Source organism: Enterobacter sp. C6 (assembly GCF_008122455.1).
Lineage (GTDB): Bacteria > Pseudomonadota > Gammaproteobacteria > Enterobacterales > Enterobacteriaceae > Enterobacter > Enterobacter pseudoroggenkampii.
On sequence record NZ_QPFW01000249.1, the window covers coordinates 23438 to 45519 of the forward strand.

Below are 22082 nucleotides of genomic sequence, written 5' to 3' on the forward strand. Positions count from 1 at the left end.
AAGTGTTATCTGGGACGTATATTTCGAATGAAAATGACGTGAAAGCGTAACCCAGTTCTCAACATTATGAATCATACATTCGCACAGGGTCGACAATGATTGAAATTGAAATACGCCACCTCGGCGACCATGAAATTTTACACGCGATGCCAGCGGGTAAACGTGATAAACCGCTGCCTGTTGTGGTTTTTTATCATGGGTTTACCTCATCGAAGCTGGTTTACAGTTATTTTGCCGTCGCGCTGGCGCAGGCGGGGTTTCGGGTAGTGATGCCGGATGCACCCGACCACGGCGCACGCTTTATGGGTAACGAACAGGCGCGTCTTGGGCAGTTCTGGCACATTCTGCACGGGAGTCTGACCGAGTTTGCCGGGCTACGCGATGCGCTGTATGAGGCAGGGCTGGTGGCCGACAATCGTCTGGCCGTGGCTGGAGCGTCGATGGGCGGTATGACGGCGCTGGGGATTATGACGCATCATCCTGAAGTGCAGTCTGTCGCCTGCCTGATGGGCTCGGGCTATTTTACGTCGCTGGCGAAGACGCTCTTTCCCCCTCAGGATTTAGCAGAAATCACCGCGACGCTCGAAGAGTGGGAAGTGACCCGGGCATTGCCGCGCCTGGCCGATCGCCCGCTGCTGCTGTGGCACGGTGACGCGGATGATGTGGTCCCGCCCGAGGGAACCTTCCGCCTGCAGCAGGCGTTAATGAATGCAGGACTGGACGGTAATCTGACCTGTCTGTGGGAACCGGGCGTCCGCCACCGCATCACGCCAACGGCGCTGGATGCCACGGTAGCGTTTTTCCGCCAGCACCTTTAAACGCACAGCACTTTTACGCCCTGATCTTCCAGCTTCTGGAGGATCTCAGGGTTGGCGCCTTTGCCGGTGATCACCATGTCGATCTGTTCGGCACGGCTGAATAACATCCCTGCGCGCTCGCCCACTTTGCTGCTGTCGACCAGCACAACGAGCTTGCCCACAACGTTAAGCATGTTTTGCTCCGCCATCGCGGTCAGCATATCGGTTTTATACAGGCCATCTGCCGTCAGGCCTTTGCCGCTGGTAAACATCCAGTGCCCGGCATAGAGACTGTTTTCGCTGTCCTGAGGGCTAAGGGTGATGGACTGGCTTTTGTTGTACTGCCCGCCCATGATCACCACGCTCTCATGCTCCTGGTCGATGAGATAGTTGGCGAGCGGTAAGTAGTTGGTGATGATTTGCACCGGCTTGCCGCACATTTCACGGCCCAGCAGAAACGCCGTGGAGCCGCAGTTGATGACCACGCTCTCGCCGGGATTCACCAGCTGCGATGCGGCTCTGGCAATCCGCACTTTTTCATCATGATTCTGCGCCTGATGAATATTCATCGGAGACCAGCGAGGGCGCTGCTGGCTGATCGCTTCCGCGCCGTTGCGGACCTTTTTCAGCTTGCCGCTTTCATCAAGCTTGTTGATATCCCGCCGCGCCGTTGCCGGGGAGATGCCTAAACGTTCGATCACTTTCTCGACGGTGATAAACCCGGTTTGCGCCAGGAGTTCCAGGAGAATTTGATGCCGTTGCGCTTCCGTCATGAGCTATTCCGATAAGAATTGATTTGAAAAGATGATATTTGAAATAGCGTGAAATTACTAAAAGAAATATGACATCGCCAGACATCATGTCTGGCGATGCGGCTGCACAATCAGAGGAAGGACTTGAACGGCAGGTCTGGCTCAATGGTGAAGCAATCATCGAAACCACGTGGGTAGTGATATTCGAAATTATCTTTGTCCAGTGGCCAGGTGAACTTGCCGCCGACCTGCCAGATGAACGGCTTGAAGCCATACTTCAGGCGGTCTTTTTTCATTTCCCACAGTACGCGGATCTCCTGCGGATCGGCCTGGAAGTTTGACCAGATATCGTGGTGGAACGGAATCACCACTTTGGTATTCAGCGCTTCCGCCATGCGCAGCATGTCGGCGCTGGTCATTTTGTCGGTAATACCGCGCGGGTTCTCGCCGTAGGAGCCCAGCGCCACGTCAATCTGGTGCTCGTTACCGTGCTTCGCGTAGTAGTTGGAGTAGTGAGAGTCGCCGCTGTGGTACAGGGAGCCGCCAGGGGTTTTAAACAGATAGTTAACCGCGCGCTCATCCATACCGTCCGGCAGTACACCCGCGGCTTTCCGATCGGCAGGCAGGGTAATCAATGCCGTACGGTCAAAGGCGTCCAGCGCGTGAATTTCAATATCTTTAATTTTCACCACGTCCCCAGGCTTCATCACGATGCAGCGCTCTTTTGGCACGCCCCAGCCGATCCACAGATCCACGCAGGTCTGTGGCCCGATAAACGGCACATCGTCAGCACAGTTTTGCATCACCGCAGCCGCCACGTTCACGTCGATATGATCGTTGTGATCGTGAGTAGAAAGGACGGCGTCGATCTGGCGAATGGCAAACGGATCGAGCACAAACGGTGTGGTACGCAGGTTCGGCTGCAGTTTTTCTACGCCCGCCATGCGCTGCATCTGATGGCCTTTTTTCATCAGCGGGTTGCCGTGGCTCTGCTTGCCGGTGCCGCACCAGAAATCGACGCAGATGTTGGCACCACCTTCTGATTTCAGCCAGATACCGGTACAGCCCAGCCACCACATTGCAAACGTGCCAGGAGCAACCTGTTCCTGCTCGATCTCTTCATTCAGCCAACTGCCCCACTCCGGGAAGGTGCTCAGAATCCATGACTCACGGGTGATGGTGTTCACTTTACTCATCGTTTTGACTCCTGGTTTAATCAAAAGTAATCACATTGTGATTTGTTGTGATTAATGCTGGCACCATTTGATGCGCTTTGCAATGGCAAAAATGCGGAATTTTATCTGCGCAACTTCACGTACTCTGCACTTATTCCTTGTTAGACTATCCAGTATTAAGCATTAATTGCATGAATTATAAAGGTTAATTTATTTCTCATGTACGGTAGTGAAAATCATTACTAACACCATGGAAATAAATTGCGTGATACGTCACAAATAATCAAATGCAATCTTGTGGTGATTATTTGTGATTAATAGAGTGATGGCACCAACCACACAGGGATTGCCCCTCGTGTTCTCATTTCTGGAGAGAGTTATGGAGATCCTCTACAACGTCTTTACCGTGTTCTTTAATCAGGTAATGACCAACGCCCCGCTGCTGCTGGGTATCGTGACGTGTCTGGGTTATATCCTGCTGCGCAAAAGCGTCAGCGTGATTATTAAAGGCACCATCAAAACCATTATCGGTTTCATGCTGTTGCAGGCGGGGTCAGGCATTCTGACCAGCACCTTTAAGCCGGTCGTCGCCAAAATGTCGGAAGTGTATGGCATCAACGGTGCCATCTCTGACACATACGCCTCAATGATGGCGACCATTGAACGCATGGGTGATGCCTATAGCTGGGTGGGGTATGCGGTGCTGCTCGCCCTGGCGCTGAACATCATTTACGTGCTTCTGCGCCGTATTACCGGTATTCGCACCATCATGCTCACCGGCCACATCATGTTCCAGCAGGCGGGGCTGATCGCGGTTTCTCTCTATATCTTCGGCTACCCAATGTGGACCACGATTATCTGCACCGCGGTGCTGGTCTCGCTCTACTGGGGTATCACCTCCAACATGATGTACAAGCCTACTCAGGAAGTGACTGACGGCTGCGGTTTCTCCATCGGCCATCAGCAGCAGTTTGCCTCCTGGATTGCCTATAAAGTTGCACCGTACCTGGGCAAAAAAGAAGAGAGCGTTGAAGACCTCAAGCTGCCGGGCTGGCTGAATATTTTCCATGACAACATCGTTTCAACCGCGATTGTGATGACCATCTTCTTCGGCGCCATTTTGCTCTCCTTCGGTATTGACGTTGTTCAGGCGATGGCGGGTAAAACGCACTGGACGGTTTATATCCTGCAGACCGGCTTCTCCTTCGCGGTGGCCATTTTCATCATCACTCAGGGCGTGCGTATGTTTGTCGCCGAACTGTCGGAAGCCTTCAACGGTATTTCCCAGCGCCTGATCCCAGGCGCGGTGCTGGCGATTGACTGTGCCGCTATCTACAGCTTCGCGCCAAACGCGGTGGTCTGGGGCTTTATGTGGGGCACCATCGGCCAGCTGATTGCGGTGGGCATCCTGGTCGGCTGCGGCTCCTCAATCCTGATTATTCCTGGCTTTATCCCGATGTTCTTCTCCAACGCCACCATCGGCGTCTTCGCTAACCACTTCGGCGGCTGGCGCGCGGCGCTCAAGATCTGCCTGGTCATGGGCATGGTGGAAATCTTTGGTTGCGTGTGGGCGGTGAAGCTCACCGGTATGAGTGCCTGGATGGGCATGGCGGACTGGTCAATTCTGGCACCGCCGATGATGCAGGGCTTTGCCTCCGTCGGGGTGGTCTTTATGGCCGTCATCATCCTGATTGCTCTGGCTTATATGTTCTTCGCTGGCCGTTCGCTGCGAGCTGAAGAAGATGCGGAAAAACAAACAGCAGAAGTCTCTGCTCATTAAGGAGTTTCGATTATGACCGTACGTATCCTGGCTGTGTGTGGCAATGGGCAAGGCAGCTCCATGATCATGAAGATGAAAGTGGACCAGTTTTTAACCCAGTCAAACATCGACCACACGGTGAACAGCTGCGCGGTGGGTGAATACAAAAGTGAACTCAACGGCGCGGACATCATCATCGCCTCTACCCATATCGCCGGCGAAATTAGCGTGTCGGGCAATAAATATGTGGTGGGCGTGCGCAACATGCTGTCGACTGCGGATTTCGGACCAAAACTGCTGGAAGTGATCAAAGAGCACTTCCCACAAGACGTGAAGTAAGGACGCCACATGAAACTACGTGATTCGCTGGCAGAGAATAACTCCATCCTTTTACAGGCTGAGGCCAGCACCTGGCAGGAAGCGGTGAAGCTGAGCGTGGATCTGCTGGTTAAGGCTGACGTTGTCGAGCCGCGTTACTACCAGGCCATTCTTGATGGCGTCGCGCAGCACGGCCCTTATTTTGTGATAGCGCCAGGGCTGGCAATGCCGCATGGGCGTCCTGAAGAGGGCGTGAAGAAAACCGGCTTCGCACTGGTGACGCTGAAAACGCCGCTGGTGTTCAACCACGAAGATAACGACCCGGTCGACATCCTGATCACCATGGCCGCCGTGGATGCTAACACCCACCAGGAAGTGGGCATCATGCAGATCGTCAATCTGTTTGATGACGAAGCTAATTTCGATCGTTTACGCGCCTGCCGTACCGAGCAGGACGTGCTGGATTTAATTGATAACGCCACAGCGGCGGCAGTCTAAGAGGAATTGAACATGTCATTACCTATGTTGCAGGTTGCGCTGGATAACCAAACTCTGTCCCACGCTTACGAAACCACCCGCCTGATCGCGGAAGAAGTCGATATCATCGAAGTGGGCACCATTCTGTGTGTGGGCGAGGGCGTGCGTGCCGTTCGCGACCTGAAGGCGCTCTATCCGCATAAAATCGTGCTGGCAGATGCCAAAATTGCCGACGCAGGCAAAATCCTCTCCCGCATGTGCTTTGAAGCAAATGCTGACTGGGTCACCGTGATCTGCTGTGCGGATATCAACACCGCCAAGGGCGCGCTGGACGTGGCAAAAGAGTTTAACGGCGACGTGCAGATTGAGTTGACCGGCTTCTGGACCTGGGAGCAGGCGCAGGAGTGGCGCGATGCGGGCATTCAGCAGGTGGTGTACCACCGCAGCCGCGACGCGCAGGCCGCAGGCGTGGCGTGGGGCGAAGCGGATATCAGCGCGATCAAACGTCTGGCGGATATGGGCTTTAAAGTCACCGTCACCGGCGGTCTGGCGCTGGAAGATCTGCCGCTGTTCAAGGGCATTCCGATTCACGTCTTTATTGCCGGTCGCAGTATTCGTGATGCGGCGTCTCCGGTGGAAGCGGCGCGTCAGTTCAAACGCTCAATCGCTCAGCTTTGGGGCTAAGGAGCGGGTATGTTGTCAAAACAGGTCCCGCTTGGCATCTATGAAAAGGCACTCCCTGCGGGGGAGTGCTGGCTGGAGCGGTTACAGCTGGCAAAACAGCTGGGCTTCGATTTTGTCGAAATGTCCGTGGATGAGACGGAAGAGCGTCTCTCTCGCCTCGACTGGAGCCGCGAACAGCGCCTGGCACTGGTGAGCGCCGTTGCTGAAACGGGCGTGCGCGTGCCGTCCATGTGCCTGAGCGCCCACCGTCGTTTTCCGCTCGGCAGCGAAGACAATGCCGTACGCGCGCAGGGGCTGGCGATCATGCGTAAAGCCATTCGCTTTGCGCAGGATGTCGGTATCCGCGTGATCCAGCTGGCGGGTTATGACGTTTACTATCAGGAAGCCAACGATGAAACGCGCCGTCGTTTCCGTGACGGCCTGAAAGAGAGCGTTGAGATGGCCAGCCGCGCGCAGGTCACGCTGGCGATGGAGATCATGGACTACCCGTTAATGAACTCCATCAGCAAGGCGCTGGGCTACGCGCACTATCTGAATAACCCGTGGTTCCAGCTTTATCCCGATATCGGCAACCTGTCAGCATGGGATAACGACGTGCAGATGGAGCTGCAGGCAGGCATGGGGCATATCGTGGCGGTGCACGTCAAAGATACCCGTCCTGGCGTGTTTAAAAACGTACCGTTCGGCACCGGGGTGGTGGATTTTGAACGGTGCTTCGAAACGCTCAAAGAGACAGGCTATTGCGGGCCTTACCTGATTGAGATGTGGAGCGAGACGTCGGACAACCCGGCAGCGGAAGTGGCGAAGGCGCGGGACTGGGTGCGCGAACGTATGGCGCGGGCAGGGTTGCTGGAGGCTGAACATGCTTAAGCTTAAACAGCAGGTCTTTGAAGCCAACATGGATCTGCCGCGCTATGGCCTGGTCACCTTCACCTGGGGCAACGTAAGCGCTATCGACCGCGAGCAGGGGCTGATCGTGATTAAGCCGAGCGGCGTGGCGTATGACACCATGAAAGCAGACGATATGGTGGTGGTGGATCTCGACGGAAACGTCGTGGAGGGAAAATGGCGTCCCTCTTCAGATACCGCAACCCATCTGGCGCTGTACCGGCGTTATCCGTCCCTTGGCGGCGTGGTGCATACCCACTCCACGCACGCGACGGCCTGGGCCCAGGCCGGGCTGCCCATCCCGGCGCTGGGCACGACCCACGCGGACTACTTCTTTGGCGACATCCCCTGCACGCGCGCATTAACGCAGGCTGAAGTGGAAGGCGAATACGAGCTCAACACCGGGAAGGTTATCATCGAAACGTTGGGTGAAAGCGAACCGCTGCATACGCCGGGTATTGTGGTCTATCAGCACGGCCCGTTCGCCTGGGGAAAAGATGCCCACGACGCCGTTCACAATGCGGTTGTCATGGAGGAGGTGGCACGCATGGCGTGGATTGCTCGCGGCATCAACCCACAGCTTCAGGGGATTGATGATTATCTGATGAATAAGCATTTCATGCGCAAGCACGGCCCGAATGCCTACTACGGGCAGAAGTGAATAAGCGCTCTGGAATACCTAAAAACAGTTGTAACCGGTGGTATTCCGGAGCCATTCACAAAAAAAAGCCCCCGGGCAGGGGGCAACGTCAACTATGGCTATGTTCTCGTTGTTGGCTTTCCTGGTGCTAGCGTTAATGCGTTATCGGTAAATATCTGCACTGGCGTGCATGTTGCCGTTGCTGCCGGGCTCACGGGTTAACATCACGTGGTAATAGGTTGCGCCCTGCGCATCGGTTTCTTCATTAAGGGCCTGATCTGCTTCACTTTCCGTGGCGAAATTATGATTGATGTAAATGACGCCCAAGCTTTGCACATCATCCATGTTTCTGGCCTGTCGGCTGTCTATCTTGATGGCTGCCATCGCGTTTGCACTGAGCAAAAGCGCCGCCACTATGGCTAATGCGATTTTTTTCATGATATGCGCTCCACGACTGCGTGCTGCGAGAGGGGGGATGCTCCTTCTTTAATTCAGGTGATCTCTGATTAAAGTGTAATCACTCATCCGGCGGGGATGCGTGACCATTTCTGATGCAGTTGTTCAAAAAAACAACGCTTCCGGGTGTGACCAATTTTAAATCACCCACTTAGACCCGCTTCGCGCTTTGTGCGAATTATTTGTGCAATCAGCTTGAGTTTCCAGGGGCGCGCAAGTATTATGACGCGTCAATTTTTCAGCCGACCTTTAACACGTTCCTTGCCTCCCCGGGCCTCGGCTGACCCAGACAGGAGGCTGAATAATCCGTAAGGAGCAATTCGATGCGTCATTACGAAATCGTTTTTATGGTCCATCCTGACCAGAGCGAACAGGTTCCGGGTATGATCGAGCGTTACTCTGCTGCCATCACTGGTGCAGAAGGTACGATCCACCGTCTGGAAGACTGGGGCCGCCGTCAGCTGGCTTACCCGATCAACAAACTGCACAAAGCACACTACGTTCTGATGAACGTTGAAGCGCCGCAGGAAGTGATCGATGAGCTGGAAACTACCTTCCGCTTCAACGATGCCGTTATCCGCAGCATGGTTATGCGTACCAAAAACGCAGTTACCGAAGCATCTCCGATGGTTAAAGCGAAAGACGAGCGCCGTGAGCGTCGCGATGATTTCGCAAACGAAACCGCAGATGATTCTGATGCTGGGGATTCTGAAGAGTAATTTCTGATGACCAACCGTCTGGCGTTGTCCGGCATCGTATGCAGGGCTCCCCTTCGAAAGGTCAGTCCATCAGGAATTCCGCATTGCCAGTTCGTGCTTGAGCATCGTTCTGTGCAAGAGGAAGCCGGGTTTCACCGGCAGGCGTGGTGCCAAATGCCCGTTATTATTAGCGGACACGAAAACCAGGCCATTACTCACAGTTTAACGGTCGGTAGCGCAGTAATCGTTCAGGGGTTCATCTCTTGCCACAAGGCAAAGAACGGCCTGAGCAAAATGGTTCTGCATGCCGAGCAGATTGATTTGATAGATTCTGGAGACTAGCCATATGGCACGTTATTTCCGTCGTCGCAAGTTCTGCCGTTTCACCGCGGAAGGCGTTCAAGAGATCGACTATAAAGATATCGCAACGCTGAAAAACTACATCACCGAAAGCGGTAAGATTGTCCCAAGCCGTATCACCGGTACTCGTGCAAAATACCAGCGTCAGCTGGCTCGCGCTATCAAACGCGCTCGCTACCTGTCCCTGCTGCCGTACACTGATCGTCATCAGTAATCGGGCACGGTCCATTAATACGACTTTAAGAGGATAAGGTAATGCAAGTTATTCTGCTTGATAAAGTAGCAAACCTGGGCAGCCTGGGTGATCAGGTTAACGTTAAAGCGGGTTACGCACGTAACTTCCTGGTTCCACAGGGTAAAGCTGTTCCAGCTACCAAGAAAAACGTAGAGTTTTTCGAAGCACGTCGCGCTGAACTGGAAGCCAAACTGGCTGACGTTCTGGCGGCTGCTAACGCTCGCGCTGAAGCAATCAACGCACTGGGCACCGTTACCATCGCGTCTAAATCTGGCGACGAAGGTAAACTGTTCGGTTCCATCGGTACCCGCGATATCGCTGATGCAGTTACTGCTGCAGGCGTTAAAGTGGCTAAGAGCGAAGTTCGTCTGCCGAACGGCGTTCTGCGTACCACTGGTGAGCACGAAGTTGACTTCCAGGTTCACAGCGAAGTGTTCGCTAAACTGGTTGTTAACGTTGTAGCTGAGTAATTTTTTACTCTGCTCACGTCGAAACGCCGGCCTTGTGCCGGCGTTTTGCGTTTTAGAGATCCGGGCTCTTAACGCGCCCTGATAAAACTGCCGTCTGGCTGGCGGGTAAACAGTACCTGTTGTCCACTTCCCGTATCAATCGTTAATCCTGTCACCACCCCGCTGGCATTCTGGCGAATCTGTACCATCTGACCATTCTGCAGGTTACTGAGCGGTTTACCCGCACCTTCCACCTTCGCCATGGCATACACGTCGGTTGGCGGCAGGTTGTGGTCGCGGAACAGCTGTGCCAGGGTTTTGCCCGGCTCTACGCGATAGGAGCGCCACTGTTGCTCAATGCCGGTGGGCTGCTGCGTCTGAGGCTGAGACGGGGTGGCGGCTTGATCCTGCGGCTGTTCATCCTGAATGGGCTCTGGCTCAACCGGCGCAACCTGACCCGGATCGTTAGACGGGGAGACGAGCTGCGTCTGCATCGGCTGTGCGTCAGGCTGCGGCCGCGTCTGCGACTGAATGTCCAGTTGGGCATTGCGGGTGACGGGGGCGGTATCGACATCATCGCCCCCGGAAGGAAGCAGGAAGCCCACAATCACCATCAGCGCACCAATGATGATCCCTCTGCGATGCAGAGGAGGCAGCGGGTCCATGATGCGAAAATTGTCCGGCGCCTGCCAGATTTTCGCCAGGGTAGGTTTCAGTTCAAATCGCCCGGGCATGGCACTCCTCCTGCTCCGCGTATTTTTTATCCTGTGCCCCGAAGTATAGTTTGCTAACTGCCTGAACGGCGTAGTAAACCCGACATCCGTGACATCAGTTCGGGATTAATCCTGGTTATCTCTATTGTTTCTGTTTCGTCGCGGTTTGTCACCTTAACTTCAGACAAAGTTTTACCCATAAGGGCATGGCTGATATGCTGCCCGCTACTTTAAATGTGATGGAAGGAAAACCCATGACCACCCCGACTTTTGACACTATCGAAGCGCAGGCAAGTTACGGTATCGGCTTGCAGGTAGGACAGCAGCTGAGCGAATCCGGCCTGGAAGGTCTGTTACCAGAAGCGCTGGTGGCGGGTATCGCTGACGCGCTGGAAGGCAAACAGCCTGCCGTTCCGGTTGACGTCGTGCACCGTGCGCTGCGCGAAATCCACGAACGTGCTGACGCCGTGCGTCGTGCGCGCTTTGAAGAGATGGCCGCCGAAGGTGTGAAATATCTGGAAGAGAACCGCGAGCGTGAAGGCGTGAACAGCACCGAGTCTGGTCTGCAGTTCCGCGTGATCAATCAGGGCGACGGCGCAATCCCGGCGCGTACCGACCACGTTCGCGTGCACTACACCGGTAAGCTGATCGACGGTACCGTGTTCGACAGCTCCGTGGCGCGCGGCGAACCGGCTGAGTTCCCGGTAAATGGCGTTATCGCAGGCTGGATTGAAGCCCTGACTCTGATGCCAGTGGGTTCCAAATGGGAACTGACTATCCCGCATAACCTGGCCTACGGCGAGCGCGGCGCTGGCGCGTCCATCCCGCCATTCAGCACCCTGGTCTTTGAAGTCGAGCTGCTGGAAATTCTGTAATCGAATTTTCTTATTTCCTCTCCCCGGTTGGGGAGAGGAAAATAGTGTAAAAACCTATAGTTACGGTGCTATCAACATTTTATCTTGCAAACGAAACTGTTGCGTGTATTTTTGTGAGCTGTTTCGCGCTGTATGAGTGATATGACACTCACTTTCAACATATTATTAACATAATATCTAAATCATAGTATTCATCCCGCCGATTCTTACCTAATATCGATTAGCCCTTACAAGGGAACGTCATCTTTTGACGTATTTAAAGGCCAGAAGAGCCTTAACAACACAGACAGGCATAAACAGGAAAATATCACATGGTAGATCAGGTCAAAGTCGTCGCCGACGAAGAGGCGTCGTCCGAACAGTCGCTACGGCGCAATCTCACAAACCGTCATATTCAGCTCATTGCGATTGGGGGTGCCATCGGTACCGGGCTGTTTATGGGGTCAGGCAAAACCATCAGTCTCGCCGGACCGTCAATCATATTCGTTTATATGATTATCGGTTTTATGCTGTTCTTCGTGATGCGTGCAATGGGTGAACTGCTGCTCTCGAACCTTGAATACAAATCCTTCAGCGACTTCGCTTCAGACCTGCTCGGTCCATGGGCGGGCTATTTTACCGGCTGGACCTACTGGTTCTGCTGGGTCGTCACCGGTATGGCGGACGTCGTGGCGATTACCGCCTATGCGCAGTTCTGGTTCCCGGGGCTGTCGGACTGGGTGGCCTCGCTGGCGGTTATTGTGCTGCTGCTGAGCCTGAACCTCGCCACCGTCAAAATGTTCGGTGAGATGGAGTTCTGGTTTGCGATGATCAAAATCGTGGCCATTGTTGGGCTCATCGTGGTGGGCCTGGTAATGGTGCTTACCCACTTCCAGTCACCAACCGGCGTTCAGGCGTCGTTTACCCATCTGTGGAATGACGGCGGCTGGTTCCCGAAAGGCATCAGCGGCTTCTTTGCTGGTTTCCAGATTGCGGTGTTCGCGTTTGTGGGGATTGAGCTTGTCGGAACGACCGCTGCGGAAACCAAAGATCCGGAGAAGTCCCTGCCGCGCGCCATCAACTCCATTCCGGTGCGTATCATCATGTTCTACGTCTTCGCGCTGGTCATCATTATGTCCGTGACGCCGTGGAGCTCCGTGGTACCTACCAAGAGCCCGTTCGTCGAGCTGTTCGTGCTGGTAGGCCTGCCTGCTGCCGCGAGCCTGATTAACTTCGTGGTGCTGACCTCTGCTGCCTCGTCTGCCAACAGCGGCGTATTCTCCACCAGCCGTATGCTGTTTGGTCTGGCGCAGGAAGGCGTGGCGCCGAGCGCGTTCGCCAAGCTCTCTAAGCGTGCGGTACCGGCAAAAGGGTTGACCTTCTCCTGCATGTGCCTGCTGGGCGGTGTGGTGATGCTTTACGTGAACCCAAGCGTGATTGGCGCGTTCACCATGATCACCACGGTCTCTGCGATCCTGTTTATGTTCGTCTGGAGCATCATCCTCTGTTCATACCTGGTGTACCGCAAGCAGCGTCCACACCTGCATGAAAAATCGATCTACAAGATGCCGCTGGGCAAGCTAATGTGCTGGGTGTGCATGGCGTTCTTCGTCTTCGTGCTGGTTCTGCTGACGCTGGAAGATGATACCCGCCAGGCACTTATCGTCACGCCGCTGTGGTTTATCGCGCTGGGGCTGGGCTGGGTGTTTATCGGTAAGAAACGGATGGCAGGCGTAAGGTAAAAGCAAAACGGCAACGTCAGTTGCCGTTTTTAGTTTTTGCACCCTCTCCCTGTGGGAGAGGGTCGGGGTGAGGGCATCAGGCCGCAGCGGCCTTTTTTATTCCCCCGCTAAAGCCCGCGGGAACAAAACGTTGTTCTCAAGACTGATGTGTTCCATCAGGTCGTCGATCGTTTCGTTAATGCCGTTGTACATCGCTTTCCACGTTGTGCACGCTTCTGGCGGCGGCGTGACGTTGTGGGTGGTGTGTTTGATCACTTCCAGCAGTTCACCCGCGTCATCGTGCTCGCTTTCCATCACGCTGATGGGTCCCATCGCCTGGCTTCCCATTCCCTGTTTAATCATCGGGAAGAGGATCTGCTCTTCTTTCATCATGTGGCTGGAAAGCTCTTCGTGCAGCAGGGTCAGGTACTTTGCCAGACCGCGCGGTACGGAAGGTTTGTCGGCATGGACGCGCTCGACTTTGGTCGCCTGCAGGATCAGCTCCGGCAGCTGTTCACGGTGACGGTCATGGTATCGCACGATGATATGGTCGATGATTTCCGCGAGCGGAGCGGTTCGCCAGTCTTTGTCGACGGGCTGCTCGGCCAGCTGCGCCAGTTCTGCTTCAATCACCTCAACGTCCAGCTCTTTGCGTGAAGCCGCACGCGCCAGGGTTTGCTTACCGCCGCAGCAGTAATCCATATCGTATTTACGGAACAGCGCAGAAGCGCGAGGAATGGAGAGCGCCAGCTCGCCAAGGGGTTGGTCGCGAAAGGCCATAGCAGTTACCTCGTCATCAATAATATAAGATGCATATTAAATGCATCTTTAAGCCGGCGCTATAACCCTTTAGAGGGACGGGAAAAAGTGAGATGCAGATCACAAAAAAATATCCGATTTAACTCTCTGAATGGGCTCAGGAAAGTGGTTTCGAAACTTTTTAAAGGTGGAGAAACAGTAAACAACCCGCTGCGCCTGCCGATATATCCACGTCAGACAAACCTGCATATAACAAAGGCAACGCATGTTTAAACGTATAAAAGTCATTACCCTTTTGATTTCGGTGCTGCTCGTGCTCGGCATCATGCAAGTGATTTCCGCCGGTATCTTTATCAACGCCCTGAACAACGATAAAGACAACTTCACCGTGGCGCAGCTCTCCAGCAAGAACGTGGCGGAGTTTACCGATGCGTGGATCAGTCTGAACCAGGCGCGCGTCACCCTGAACCGCGGGATGCTGCGCCTGCAAAGCAGCATGGCCTCTCAAATTAACGGCGGTCAGCTGAATGAGCTGGTGACCACGGCGAAAAATCTGCTGACTGAAGCGCAGGTTCATTACGATAAATACTATGCCTTGCCGAATACGCCAGGCCTGGATGAGAACCTGACTAATCGCCTTGAGGAGCAGTACCGTAATTACTCTACAACGCTGACGCAAATGAACGTTCTGCTGAGCCAGGGCAATCTGGAAGATATGTTCAAGCAGAATGCCGAACAAAAACAAAACGCGATGCAGGCGGTTTATCGTGAATGGCGTGAAGCGCAGGCCGCGCTCACCGATAAAGGCATTCAGGATAACGAAAGTGATTACAAGCACATCCTGTGGATCCTCTCTGCGGTCATGCTGCTGGTGATTGTGGTGATTATCTCCAGCTGGATTGCTATGCGCCGCGTGCTGCTGCTGCCGCTGGAAGAGGTGATTAACCATATTCGCGCCATTGCGGCAGGGGATTTAACCCAGCCGATTCAGGCTGACGGTAAAAATGAGATGGCCATCCTGGCGCGCAACGTTCAGGAGATGCAAACCTCGCTGGCGAACACGGTGGGCGTGGTGCGTGAAGGCGCAGATACGATTTACACCGGTGCAGGCGAAATCTCTGCGGGCAGTAACGATCTCTCTTCCCGTACCGAGCAGCAGGCCGCTTCTCTTGAAGAAACGGCAGCCAGCATGGAACAGCTGACAGCAACCGTGAAGCAGAACGCCGATAACGCGCGTCAGGCGTCCCGTCTGGCGCTGGACGCCTCCTCAACGGCGAAGAAGGGCGGTAACGTGGTTGAAGGCGTCGTACGTACGATGGATGAGATCGCCACCAGTTCCAGCAAAATCGCGCAAATTACTAACGTGATCGACGGTATTGCCTTCCAGACGAACATTCTGGCGTTGAACGCGGCGGTGGAAGCGGCGCGCGCGGGCGAGCAGGGCCGTGGTTTTGCGGTGGTGGCAGGGGAAGTGCGTACCCTCGCGCAGCGCAGCGCTCAGGCGGCGAAAGAGATCAAAGCGCTTATTGATGATTCCGGTGAGCGCGTGAACGCGGGCTCGCAGCTGGTTAACGAAGCCGGCGCCACGATGGCCGAGATCGTCAATGCGGTTACCCGCGTCACCGACATCATGGGCGAAATTGCCTCGGCCTCTGACGAGCAGAGCCGCGGTATCGACCAGGTGGGCCAGGCGGTAGCCGAGATGGACCGCGTGACCCAGCAGAACGCCTCGCTGGTGGAGGAGTCTGCGGCCGCAGCGGCTGCGCTGGAAGATCAGGCTGCACGCCTGAACGAAGCGGTAGCGGTGTTCAAAATCACCCGCAATCAGGCGGTTAAAGCGGCACCGGTGAAAACCTATGTGCCAAAATCGCAGCCTGTAGCCGCGGCGTCAGAAGGGAACTGGGAAACGTTTTAAGGGTTTGCTGGGTGGCGGCTACGCCACCCAGCAAAAATTACATCTCCGACGCCGGAATAACCCGCGGTTTTTCCGGCTTCGCTCTCACCGCCATCACCACCCCTATGACCAACAGCGCGATCCCGCAGGCCGTGAATAACGGCGGCACGCTCTGGCGCATCAGGAAGGTATAAAGCAGCCCGGCCAGGGTTTCGAAGACAATCAGCGGCCCTAAGATCACCGTCGGCAGCTTCTGGCTGGCAATGTTCCAGCACAGCGCGCCCACCCATGAACACAGCACCGCAATCGCCACCATCAGGCCGATAAACACCCACGGTCTTGGCCCGAAGGGCTGGGTGAAGTCCGGCTGCTGATGGCCCAGCCAGAGGCATGCGCCGAGATATCCCACGATGGATACGGGCAGCGTGACCAGCGCCTGCGCCGTTGCCCACATCATCGGATGCTTGTCCGGATTCTCACGCAGCCAGCGCGCATTGCGCAGGGCATACCATGCCCAGCACGCCACGGAAATGAACGCCAGCAGAATGCCAGAACCGTAACGCCACAGGTCAACATCCGCCTGCCCATGACGCAGCTCGGCAATATTGACGCATATCAGCCCCAGGGCGGTGCAGATCAGCGCCGGTGCCATTTTTGACCACGCCAGTTTGCCATCGCGGTGGCTGTAGAGCAGGTTAGCAAAGACGGGGATGACGACCGGCAGCGTGCCGATAATCATGGTCGATACCGGCGCACCGGTACGCTGAATGGCACTCGCGAGGCAAACGTAATAGATGAGATTGCCCATCATGGTCAGCGCCAGCGCGGTCCCCCAGTCCTGACGGCTGAGCTGACGCAAGCGCGCCCGTCCCAGCCACGCCAGGGGCAGGGCAATCAGCCCCAGCGCCAGATAACGGCCGGTCGACTGCAGTATTGCCGGATACTCGGGTACGATCAGCGGGCCGACAAAAATCAGCCCCCACATCATCCCGGCCAGCAGGGCATACAACACTCCACTAATCATTTTTCCATCCACAGGTATTTACGCTGTTCTCAGTGTAGGTGGGGCAAATGCGCGCGTATTGTATGAGGTTGCGCATTAGCGCCGGGTGACCTGCTTCTGGTAGCGCACGGGGGTAATGCCGTAGCGGTGGGTAAACGCGCGGGTGAGATGCGACTGATCGGTCAGCCCGGTTGCGGCGGCGACCTCTGCCGCGGGCATGCCGTGCGTGAGGAACGCTTTGGCGCGCCAGAGGCGAATGGCCATCAGCATCTGATGTGGCGTCACGTGAAAATGAGCTTTGAACTGGCGCTGGAAATGATACGGGCTGAGTGAAACGACGCTGGCGAGCTCGTCCAGCGTCAGAGCGCGCATATAGTTGTCATGCAGATACTCGCGTACCCGTTCAAAGCGGTGCGCACCTTCCTGAACCCGCGGCGCGTGATGAGCAAACGGCTGGAAGGTCTCAATCAGATCCAGCAGTAATCCTTTTTGCGCAAGCGGATCGTCCGTGTGCCACAGGCCGTAAATGAGCCTGCCGATTTGCTGCGAGCGCAGCGGGTCATGACGCGTTACGTCGCTAAACCACCAGTGCCGGAGGCCGGTCACCTCTTCCAGCAGGTCGGGTTCGATATAGACCATCCGGTAGCGCCAGCCGCCCTCGGTGGCGGATTCGCCGGTGTGGATCTCGTCCGGGTTCATGGTAACGACGGATTTTTCCGCCGCGAGATGCTGTGTCCCGCGATAGCGAAAGCGCTCGGCACCGGTTTCAATCGTGCCGATCCCGAAGGCTTCATGGGTGTGAGGCTCAAAGGCGTAGTCAGAAATATGGGCATGATAAAGCTCCAGGCCCGGCAGCTGCGCCAGATGGCGAAAGCGCGCGCTGTCTCTTTCATCATTAAACTGTTCCGGTACGCCTTGCACGGTGAGCCTCCTCGCGGTCATCTATTTTATTATCAGAGATGACCGGAGTTTATGCACTAAACATCTTTGCCCGGACCGTCTTACGATAATCCCCCGGTGACACCGTGGTTTTATGCTTAAACTGGCGGTTAAAGTGCGCAATGTCCTGATATCCAACCGCATTGGCGATCTCCTGAATGCTCAAATTGGTGGATTGCAGCATCGTCATGGCGGATTCAATTCTGGCGGTTAATAAATACTGCAGGGGGGACATGTCGGTGGCATTTTTAAAGCGACGGTTGAAGTTGCGCAAACTCATGCCAGCCATATCGGCAAGATTTTGCATAGATATATCCGAGGCGCAGTTTGCTTTTATCCAGATTTGAATTTGAACAATATCTTCATCCGGATGCGGTTTGTTTTCTTCACTGTAACACTGGCGATCGAACTGACTTCGAATTTCATGGAAAAAGGTCCGCTGGGTATGTGTGGCTACGCGTTTCCCGTATATCGTTTCGATGAAATGGATGGTCAGATCTGAGAGGGCTTTGACGCTGGCGGCACAGTAAATATTATCGGCCTGCGTGAGAAAATGTTTGGTTTGTAATTTTACGTTGGGGTAGTCGCGCGAGAACTGTTTGAAGTAGTGCCAGTGGGTGGTGGCGGGTTTCCCGTTGAGCAATCCCGACTCCGCCAGGAAACAGCAGCCCGTTCCGACGGCCGCGATGCGGGTCCCTCGCGCCGCCTGTTCGCTAAGCCATGCCAGGAGTTCAGGCTGTTGTCTGACCACCGCGCGAGGATTGCGCCACAGGGCGGGAAGATAGATAACGTCATAGTGCCTGTCTGCGGCAAGGGTGGTATCGGCGGTAATGCTGAAGCCACTGTGCGTCAGGATGGGCTCGTTATTTATGCCAATAGTATGAACTTTCAGTATATTCTCCGGACGACAGAGCCTGAATGAAGACGTCTCCGGTTTGTGCGTGTCTGCGTGGGATGTTGTTTTTTGCTCGGCTAAATAGCTACTGGCTGCGGCTTTCCACATTTCAATCGGAAGACTGAGACCGGAACTTAGCATGCGTTCACATAACACAAATCCTATTTGTGTATTTGTCATTTTTGATTAATACCTGTTTTGACTATTATTTTTGGTAGCTCATCGTTGTCCTGGCCAAAAAAGTCAGCATTTTGGCTGGATTTTCATATTAGCTTTTGTTGGTAATTTGTAAACTAATATCTGAAATTATCGCACTTACTTAACAAAATAAATCCACGACCACTACAGGATGAATTATGGCGAAATTACCCGTAATAACGGCTTTTGGCGGCTATGGTCCAGCTGGTCGTAGTTCTTCACATCATGCATTTCGTCGAATGATTATTGAGTCATTATCAGAAGAGGAAAGGCAAGCGACGTTATTATCGTTAGCCATTCTGATGGGCGTGCTTAAATATGATGAGGGCGGATATTGCGACATTTCCGGTAAAAGATTTACACCTGCTCAGGCTGCCGCGAAGATAAAAGACGAGGCGCTTGAGGGAACCCTTATCCGAAAAATTACGCGCGACTATTTTGATGTCGATGCTATCGTCAGCCATGCAAAATTGAATATGGTTTCAGGCGAAGAAGGATTCAGTTTTAATATATCTTCCAGACAATTACCTCAACCCTTACCGGCGGGATGGCACGTTGAAGAATTAGCGGATCAGCGTGTGCGTATTACCGTTAAGGGAGAGATGGACTGTAAAATTGAGGCATTGTTGCGCACGGAGGTTCAGGCTGCAGGTTTGTTGCCGCAGGGATTCCGCCCGGGTGACCATTACAATTCGCAGTTCCATCCGCGGGCGCTACAAATGGCGATTGTCGGAGCGTCAGACGCCATCAACGCCCTGGGGATCCCGTGGCGAGAGATACAGGCCAACATCACGCCGGATCAGCTCGGGGTCTATTCGGGCAATATCATGGGACAGCTCGACGATTATGGCTTTGGCGGTATGCTCCAGTCGCGCCTGAAAGGCCATCGCGTCAGCGCCAAACAGTGTCCGCTGGGCCTGAACAGCATGTGCGCCGATTTCCTCAATGCGTATGTGCTGGGTAGCGTCGGTCATACCAGCGCCACGCTGGGGGCATGCGCCACGTTTCTGTATAACCTGAATGCGGCAGTTGAAGATATTAAAGCGGGGCGCATTCGCGTTGCCGTTGTGGGCAGCGCCGAAGCGCCGGTCACCTCAGAGGTGATTGAAGGATTCGATGCCATGGGCGCCCTGGCAACGGAGAGCAAGCTTAAGCATATTGATGAAACGGAAACGGCCGACTGGCGCAACAGCAGCCGCCCGTTTGGCAACAGCTGCGGTTTTGTGATCGCAGAATCCAGCCAGTACGTCGTGTTAATGGACGACGAGCTGGCGCTGCAGCTTGGGGCAGAGATCCACGGTTCGGTGGGGAATGTCTTCATCAACGCTGACGGCTTTAAGCGTTCTATCGCGTCACCGGGGCCGGGGAACTACATCACCATGGCGAAAGCGGTAGCCTCAGCGGTATCGATGGCGGGGATAGAGACGGTGCAGAAGGGATCGTTTATTCAGGCGCACGGTTCAAGCACGCCTAAGAATTGCGTCTCCGAGGCGGATATTTTTGACCGCGTTGCGCAAGCCTTTTCGATTCGCGACTGGCCGGTGACGGCGGTGAAATCGTATCTTGGTCACTCCCTGGGGCCCGCCAGCGGCGACCAGCTCATCAGCTGCCTCGGCGTCTTCCGCTATGGCATTTTGCCGGGAATTAAAAGCGTGTCGCACATTGCGCCACAGGTGAACAACGCACGCTTAACCATACCTGTTCAGGACTGCAAATTAGAGGAAGGCCAGGGGCAGATTGCCTTTATAAATTCAAAAGGCTTTGGCGGTAATAATGCCACGGGGGTGGTTTACTCGCCAAAGCTTACCCATCAATGGTTGCGCAAACGCTATGGGGAAGCGGTGTTTGCGGAGTATCAGCAGCGTAACCGCCAGGTGCGACGTCAGGCTAACGCGTATGATGAGGCGGCTTCGCAGGGTGAACTCAATGTCATTTATCTGTTTGGCCAGCAAGGGATTAATGAGGAAGATATTAAGATTGATATGAATGGCATCACCATTCCTGGATTTGAAAAACCGATTACATACGCGACGGCTAAAGAATACCCGGATTTTTAATCGTTATATTTGATTTTATTTTTAATAAATAAAGGTGCTTGTATTTTCTCAGGCGCCTTACCTTTGTGCACCACTAAACAGGAGAAAGAAAGTGGCTAATCTCAGTGCAATACTGATTGCCTTTGGCTGGAGCGGTATTGTCGTCGGCATAATGATGGGTGGGTTAATGGGGATGTACGCTTTTAAGGGACCGTTTCGCGCCCCCAAAGGACATGAAAACTATACCGATTTAAATCGCAGAATGTTAAGGCTGGCACATATTGCCTTTATTATGCTGCCGTTAATATCCATGCTCTATGGCATGTGTATTGATGACCTCGCCGTGTCTTATACCTATAAATATTATGCCGTTATTTGCATGATGATACTTTCGGTGGGTATTCCGGTGCTGCTGATTGCATCGTGTTTTTATCTGCCATTTAAATATGTGCAGGTTATACCGTTTAGCTGTGGAATGTATGCGTTAGTTGTAATGGCAATTGGCAGGGTTTCCGCCCTGTAAACTATCACCTACCTGAGAAATAAAAATGAAAACGTTACTGAATACCCGCCAGCTGGGTCGGGACGCTATTGTCGCGACCGTAGATAAGCACGTTTATACCGAAAACCGCGCCTTTGCCAACAGGCTTATTGACCGGATTGAATCCCATCCGCTGATGCGCAGCCCTATTTTGGCAAAAATGAACAGCGGCGAAGTTGATATTCAACAGATGCGCGTATTCCATCTGGAATTTTATCACGCGTTTGCGCAAGTCTTTACCGATGCCGTTATTGAAGCATTAAGCGCGGCGAAACAGCTGGAAGCGCCGCTGGGCGCGCAGGCGAAAATGGCGGCCCGTTTTCTGCTGCAAATCAACCTGCTGGATGAGCTGGGCTTCCACCCTGGCGAAGACGCCGAGGGCAATTACAACGGCCAGCCCGCGCTGGCGCACTACGTGCAATTCTTTACGACCATCCAGCAGCTGGGGATGACGGAGCACGAGGTGAAATCCTGGCTGCCGATGTCCAGCTCTCTGGCCTGCCGCGCAACCTTCGAGAATGCCTATGGCGACTATACCCAGCTGGTGGGTTTGCTGGCCGTGGCCGAGACCGTCTTCCATGACTTCGCCAAGCCGTGGGCAAAAGGTGTTGATAAAGCAACGGATATTGACGTCACGAAGGGCTATCACAGCATCCATGTAGAAAGCGAAACGGGAGAGTCCATTGAAGATGGTCACTCCGAAGATGCATGGATCCTGTTCTGCCAGGCGCTGACGGAAGACCGCTACGCCGAGATGGAACAGCGTGTCGATCTGTGGCTGAAGGTCTGGAACGACTTCTGTAACGATCTGCTGGCTGGCCGCGCCGGAAAATAATCTTTT

At 54.3% G+C, this 22082-nt stretch carries 25 protein-coding genes; 17 read left to right on the forward strand and 8 right to left on the reverse strand.

Features of this window, described 5'->3' with window-relative positions; genetic code table 11:
- Nucleotides 1-95 precede the first annotated feature (95 nt).
- On the forward strand, nt 96-818 hold the full coding sequence (gene yjfP, locus DOU50_RS21150; RefSeq protein WP_148770167.1) for an esterase: 723 nt from the start codon (nt 96-98) through the stop codon (nt 816-818).
- On the opposite strand, the gene ulaR is transcribed toward yjfP, so the two are convergent.
- Complete coding sequence (gene ulaR / locus DOU50_RS21155; protein ID WP_148770169.1) at nt 815-1570, reverse strand: HTH-type transcriptional regulator UlaR; 756 nt, start codon at nt 1568-1570, stop codon at nt 815-817. The genes yjfP and ulaR overlap by 4 nt on opposite strands.
- A 110-nt stretch (nt 1571-1680) precedes the next feature.
- Nucleotides 1681-2745, reverse strand: coding sequence for an L-ascorbate 6-phosphate lactonase (ulaG, locus tag DOU50_RS21160; RefSeq protein ID WP_148770171.1), 1065 nt, complete (start codon nt 2743-2745; stop codon nt 1681-1683).
- Nucleotides 2746-3103: 358 nt separating this feature from the next.
- On the opposite strand from ulaG, the gene ulaA reads away from it, so the two are divergent.
- The 6 genes from ulaA to DOU50_RS21190 are packed head-to-tail and all read left to right on the forward strand — an operon-like array spanning nt 3104 to nt 7511.
- Nucleotides 3104-4504, forward strand: a complete 1401-nt coding sequence (gene ulaA, locus DOU50_RS21165; RefSeq protein WP_024907322.1) for a PTS ascorbate transporter subunit IIC — start codon at nt 3104-3106, stop codon at nt 4502-4504.
- A 12-nt stretch (nt 4505-4516) separates the two neighbouring features.
- Nucleotides 4517-4822: a PTS ascorbate transporter subunit IIB gene (gene ulaB / locus DOU50_RS21170; RefSeq protein ID WP_148770173.1), complete on the forward strand. Its 306-nt coding sequence runs from the start codon at nt 4517-4519 to the stop codon at nt 4820-4822.
- Nucleotides 4823-4831: 9 nt separating this feature from the next.
- Nucleotides 4832-5299 (forward strand): PTS ascorbate transporter subunit IIA, encoded by a 468-nt coding sequence (ulaC, locus tag DOU50_RS21175; RefSeq protein ID WP_024907321.1) that lies wholly within the window; start codon nt 4832-4834, stop codon nt 5297-5299.
- A 12-nt stretch (nt 5300-5311) separates the two neighbouring features.
- Nucleotides 5312-5962 carry a 3-keto-L-gulonate-6-phosphate decarboxylase UlaD gene (gene ulaD / locus DOU50_RS21180; protein WP_008502901.1) on the forward strand — a complete coding sequence of 217 codons (651 nt, stop codon included), beginning with the start codon at nt 5312-5314 and terminating at the stop codon, nt 5960-5962.
- Nucleotides 5963-5971: 9 nt separating this feature from the next.
- Nucleotides 5972-6832 carry an L-ribulose-5-phosphate 3-epimerase gene (locus tag DOU50_RS21185; RefSeq protein ID WP_148770175.1) on the forward strand — a complete coding sequence of 287 codons (861 nt, stop codon included), beginning with the start codon at nt 5972-5974 and terminating at the stop codon, nt 6830-6832.
- Nucleotides 6825-7511 carry an L-ribulose-5-phosphate 4-epimerase gene (locus DOU50_RS21190; RefSeq protein ID WP_023334267.1) on the forward strand — a complete coding sequence of 229 codons (687 nt, stop codon included), beginning with the start codon at nt 6825-6827 and terminating at the stop codon, nt 7509-7511. Before DOU50_RS21185 ends, DOU50_RS21190 begins: the two co-directional genes overlap by 8 nt.
- Nucleotides 7512-7652: 141 nt before the next feature.
- Here DOU50_RS21190 and yjfY read toward each other — a convergent pair whose 3' ends face one another.
- Nucleotides 7653-7928, reverse strand: a complete 276-nt coding sequence (gene yjfY, locus DOU50_RS21195) for a DUF1471 family protein YjfY (RefSeq protein ID WP_048989487.1) — start codon at nt 7926-7928, stop codon at nt 7653-7655.
- 341 nt (nt 7929-8269) lie between these two features.
- Here yjfY and rpsF point away from each other — a divergent pair, with 341 nt between their 5' ends.
- The 4 genes from rpsF to rplI are packed head-to-tail and all read left to right on the forward strand — an operon-like array spanning nt 8270 to nt 9709.
- Nucleotides 8270-8665, forward strand: a complete 396-nt coding sequence (gene rpsF / locus DOU50_RS21200) for a 30S ribosomal protein S6 (RefSeq protein ID WP_014068637.1) — start codon at nt 8270-8272, stop codon at nt 8663-8665.
- Between the two features lie 6 nt (nt 8666-8671).
- A complete protein-coding gene (gene priB / locus DOU50_RS21205; RefSeq protein WP_008502895.1) occupies nt 8672-8986 on the forward strand; it encodes a primosomal replication protein N in 315 nt (104 codons plus the stop codon).
- 4 nt (nt 8987-8990) lie between these two features.
- Nucleotides 8991-9218: a 30S ribosomal protein S18 gene (gene rpsR / locus DOU50_RS21210; protein WP_000135199.1), complete on the forward strand. Its 228-nt coding sequence runs from the start codon at nt 8991-8993 to the stop codon at nt 9216-9218.
- Between the two features lie 41 nt (nt 9219-9259).
- Complete coding sequence (rplI, locus tag DOU50_RS21215) at nt 9260-9709, forward strand: 50S ribosomal protein L9 (protein WP_024907318.1); 450 nt, start codon at nt 9260-9262, stop codon at nt 9707-9709.
- A gap of 68 nt (nt 9710-9777) precedes the next feature.
- On the opposite strand, the gene DOU50_RS21220 is transcribed toward rplI, so the two are convergent.
- Nucleotides 9778-10422: an OapA family protein gene (locus DOU50_RS21220; protein WP_024907317.1), complete on the reverse strand. Its 645-nt coding sequence runs from the start codon at nt 10420-10422 to the stop codon at nt 9778-9780.
- 233 nt (nt 10423-10655) lie between these two features.
- Here DOU50_RS21220 and fklB point away from each other — a divergent pair, with 233 nt between their 5' ends.
- The gene (gene fklB / locus DOU50_RS21225; RefSeq protein WP_008502892.1) at nt 10656-11276 is read left to right on the forward strand and encodes an FKBP-type peptidyl-prolyl cis-trans isomerase; all 621 of its coding nucleotides are present in this window, start codon (nt 10656-10658) and stop codon (nt 11274-11276) included.
- Nucleotides 11277-11587: 311 nt separating this feature from the next.
- The gene (cycA, locus tag DOU50_RS21230; protein ID WP_148770177.1) at nt 11588-12997 is read left to right on the forward strand and encodes a D-serine/D-alanine/glycine transporter; all 1410 of its coding nucleotides are present in this window, start codon (nt 11588-11590) and stop codon (nt 12995-12997) included.
- A gap of 96 nt (nt 12998-13093) precedes the next feature.
- On the opposite strand, the gene ytfE is transcribed toward cycA, so the two are convergent.
- On the reverse strand, nt 13094-13756 hold the full coding sequence (gene ytfE / locus DOU50_RS21235) for an iron-sulfur cluster repair protein YtfE (RefSeq protein WP_148770179.1): 663 nt from the start codon (nt 13754-13756) through the stop codon (nt 13094-13096).
- Between the two features lie 244 nt (nt 13757-14000).
- On the opposite strand from ytfE, the gene DOU50_RS21240 reads away from it, so the two are divergent.
- Nucleotides 14001-15650, forward strand: a complete 1650-nt coding sequence (locus DOU50_RS21240; RefSeq protein WP_024907313.1) for a methyl-accepting chemotaxis protein — start codon at nt 14001-14003, stop codon at nt 15648-15650.
- A gap of 37 nt (nt 15651-15687) precedes the next feature.
- Here DOU50_RS21240 and DOU50_RS21245 read toward each other — a convergent pair whose 3' ends face one another.
- The 3 genes from DOU50_RS21245 to DOU50_RS21255 form a co-directional block, all read right to left on the reverse strand.
- Nucleotides 15688-16653 (reverse strand): DMT family transporter, encoded by a 966-nt coding sequence (locus DOU50_RS21245; RefSeq protein ID WP_024907312.1) that lies wholly within the window; start codon nt 16651-16653, stop codon nt 15688-15690.
- 75 nt (nt 16654-16728) lie between these two features.
- The gene (locus DOU50_RS21250) at nt 16729-17553 is read right to left on the reverse strand and encodes an AraC family transcriptional regulator (protein WP_024907311.1); all 825 of its coding nucleotides are present in this window, start codon (nt 17551-17553) and stop codon (nt 16729-16731) included.
- Between the two features lie 49 nt (nt 17554-17602).
- Nucleotides 17603-18646 (reverse strand): GlxA family transcriptional regulator, encoded by a 1044-nt coding sequence (locus tag DOU50_RS21255; RefSeq protein ID WP_228117543.1) that lies wholly within the window; start codon nt 18644-18646, stop codon nt 17603-17605.
- Nucleotides 18647-19242: 596 nt separating this feature from the next.
- Here DOU50_RS21255 and DOU50_RS21260 point away from each other — a divergent pair.
- From DOU50_RS21260 to DOU50_RS21270, 3 genes are all read left to right on the forward strand, one after another.
- Nucleotides 19243-20721 carry a beta-ketoacyl synthase gene (locus DOU50_RS21260; protein WP_290095282.1) on the forward strand — a complete coding sequence of 493 codons (1479 nt, stop codon included), beginning with the start codon at nt 19243-19245 and terminating at the stop codon, nt 20719-20721.
- Between the two features lie 91 nt (nt 20722-20812).
- Complete coding sequence (locus DOU50_RS21265; RefSeq protein WP_024907308.1) at nt 20813-21223, forward strand: membrane protein; 411 nt, start codon at nt 20813-20815, stop codon at nt 21221-21223.
- A 25-nt stretch (nt 21224-21248) separates the two neighbouring features.
- On the forward strand, nt 21249-22076 hold the full coding sequence (locus tag DOU50_RS21270; protein ID WP_148770181.1) for an iron-containing redox enzyme family protein: 828 nt from the start codon (nt 21249-21251) through the stop codon (nt 22074-22076).
- Nucleotides 22077-22082 lie beyond the last annotated feature (6 nt).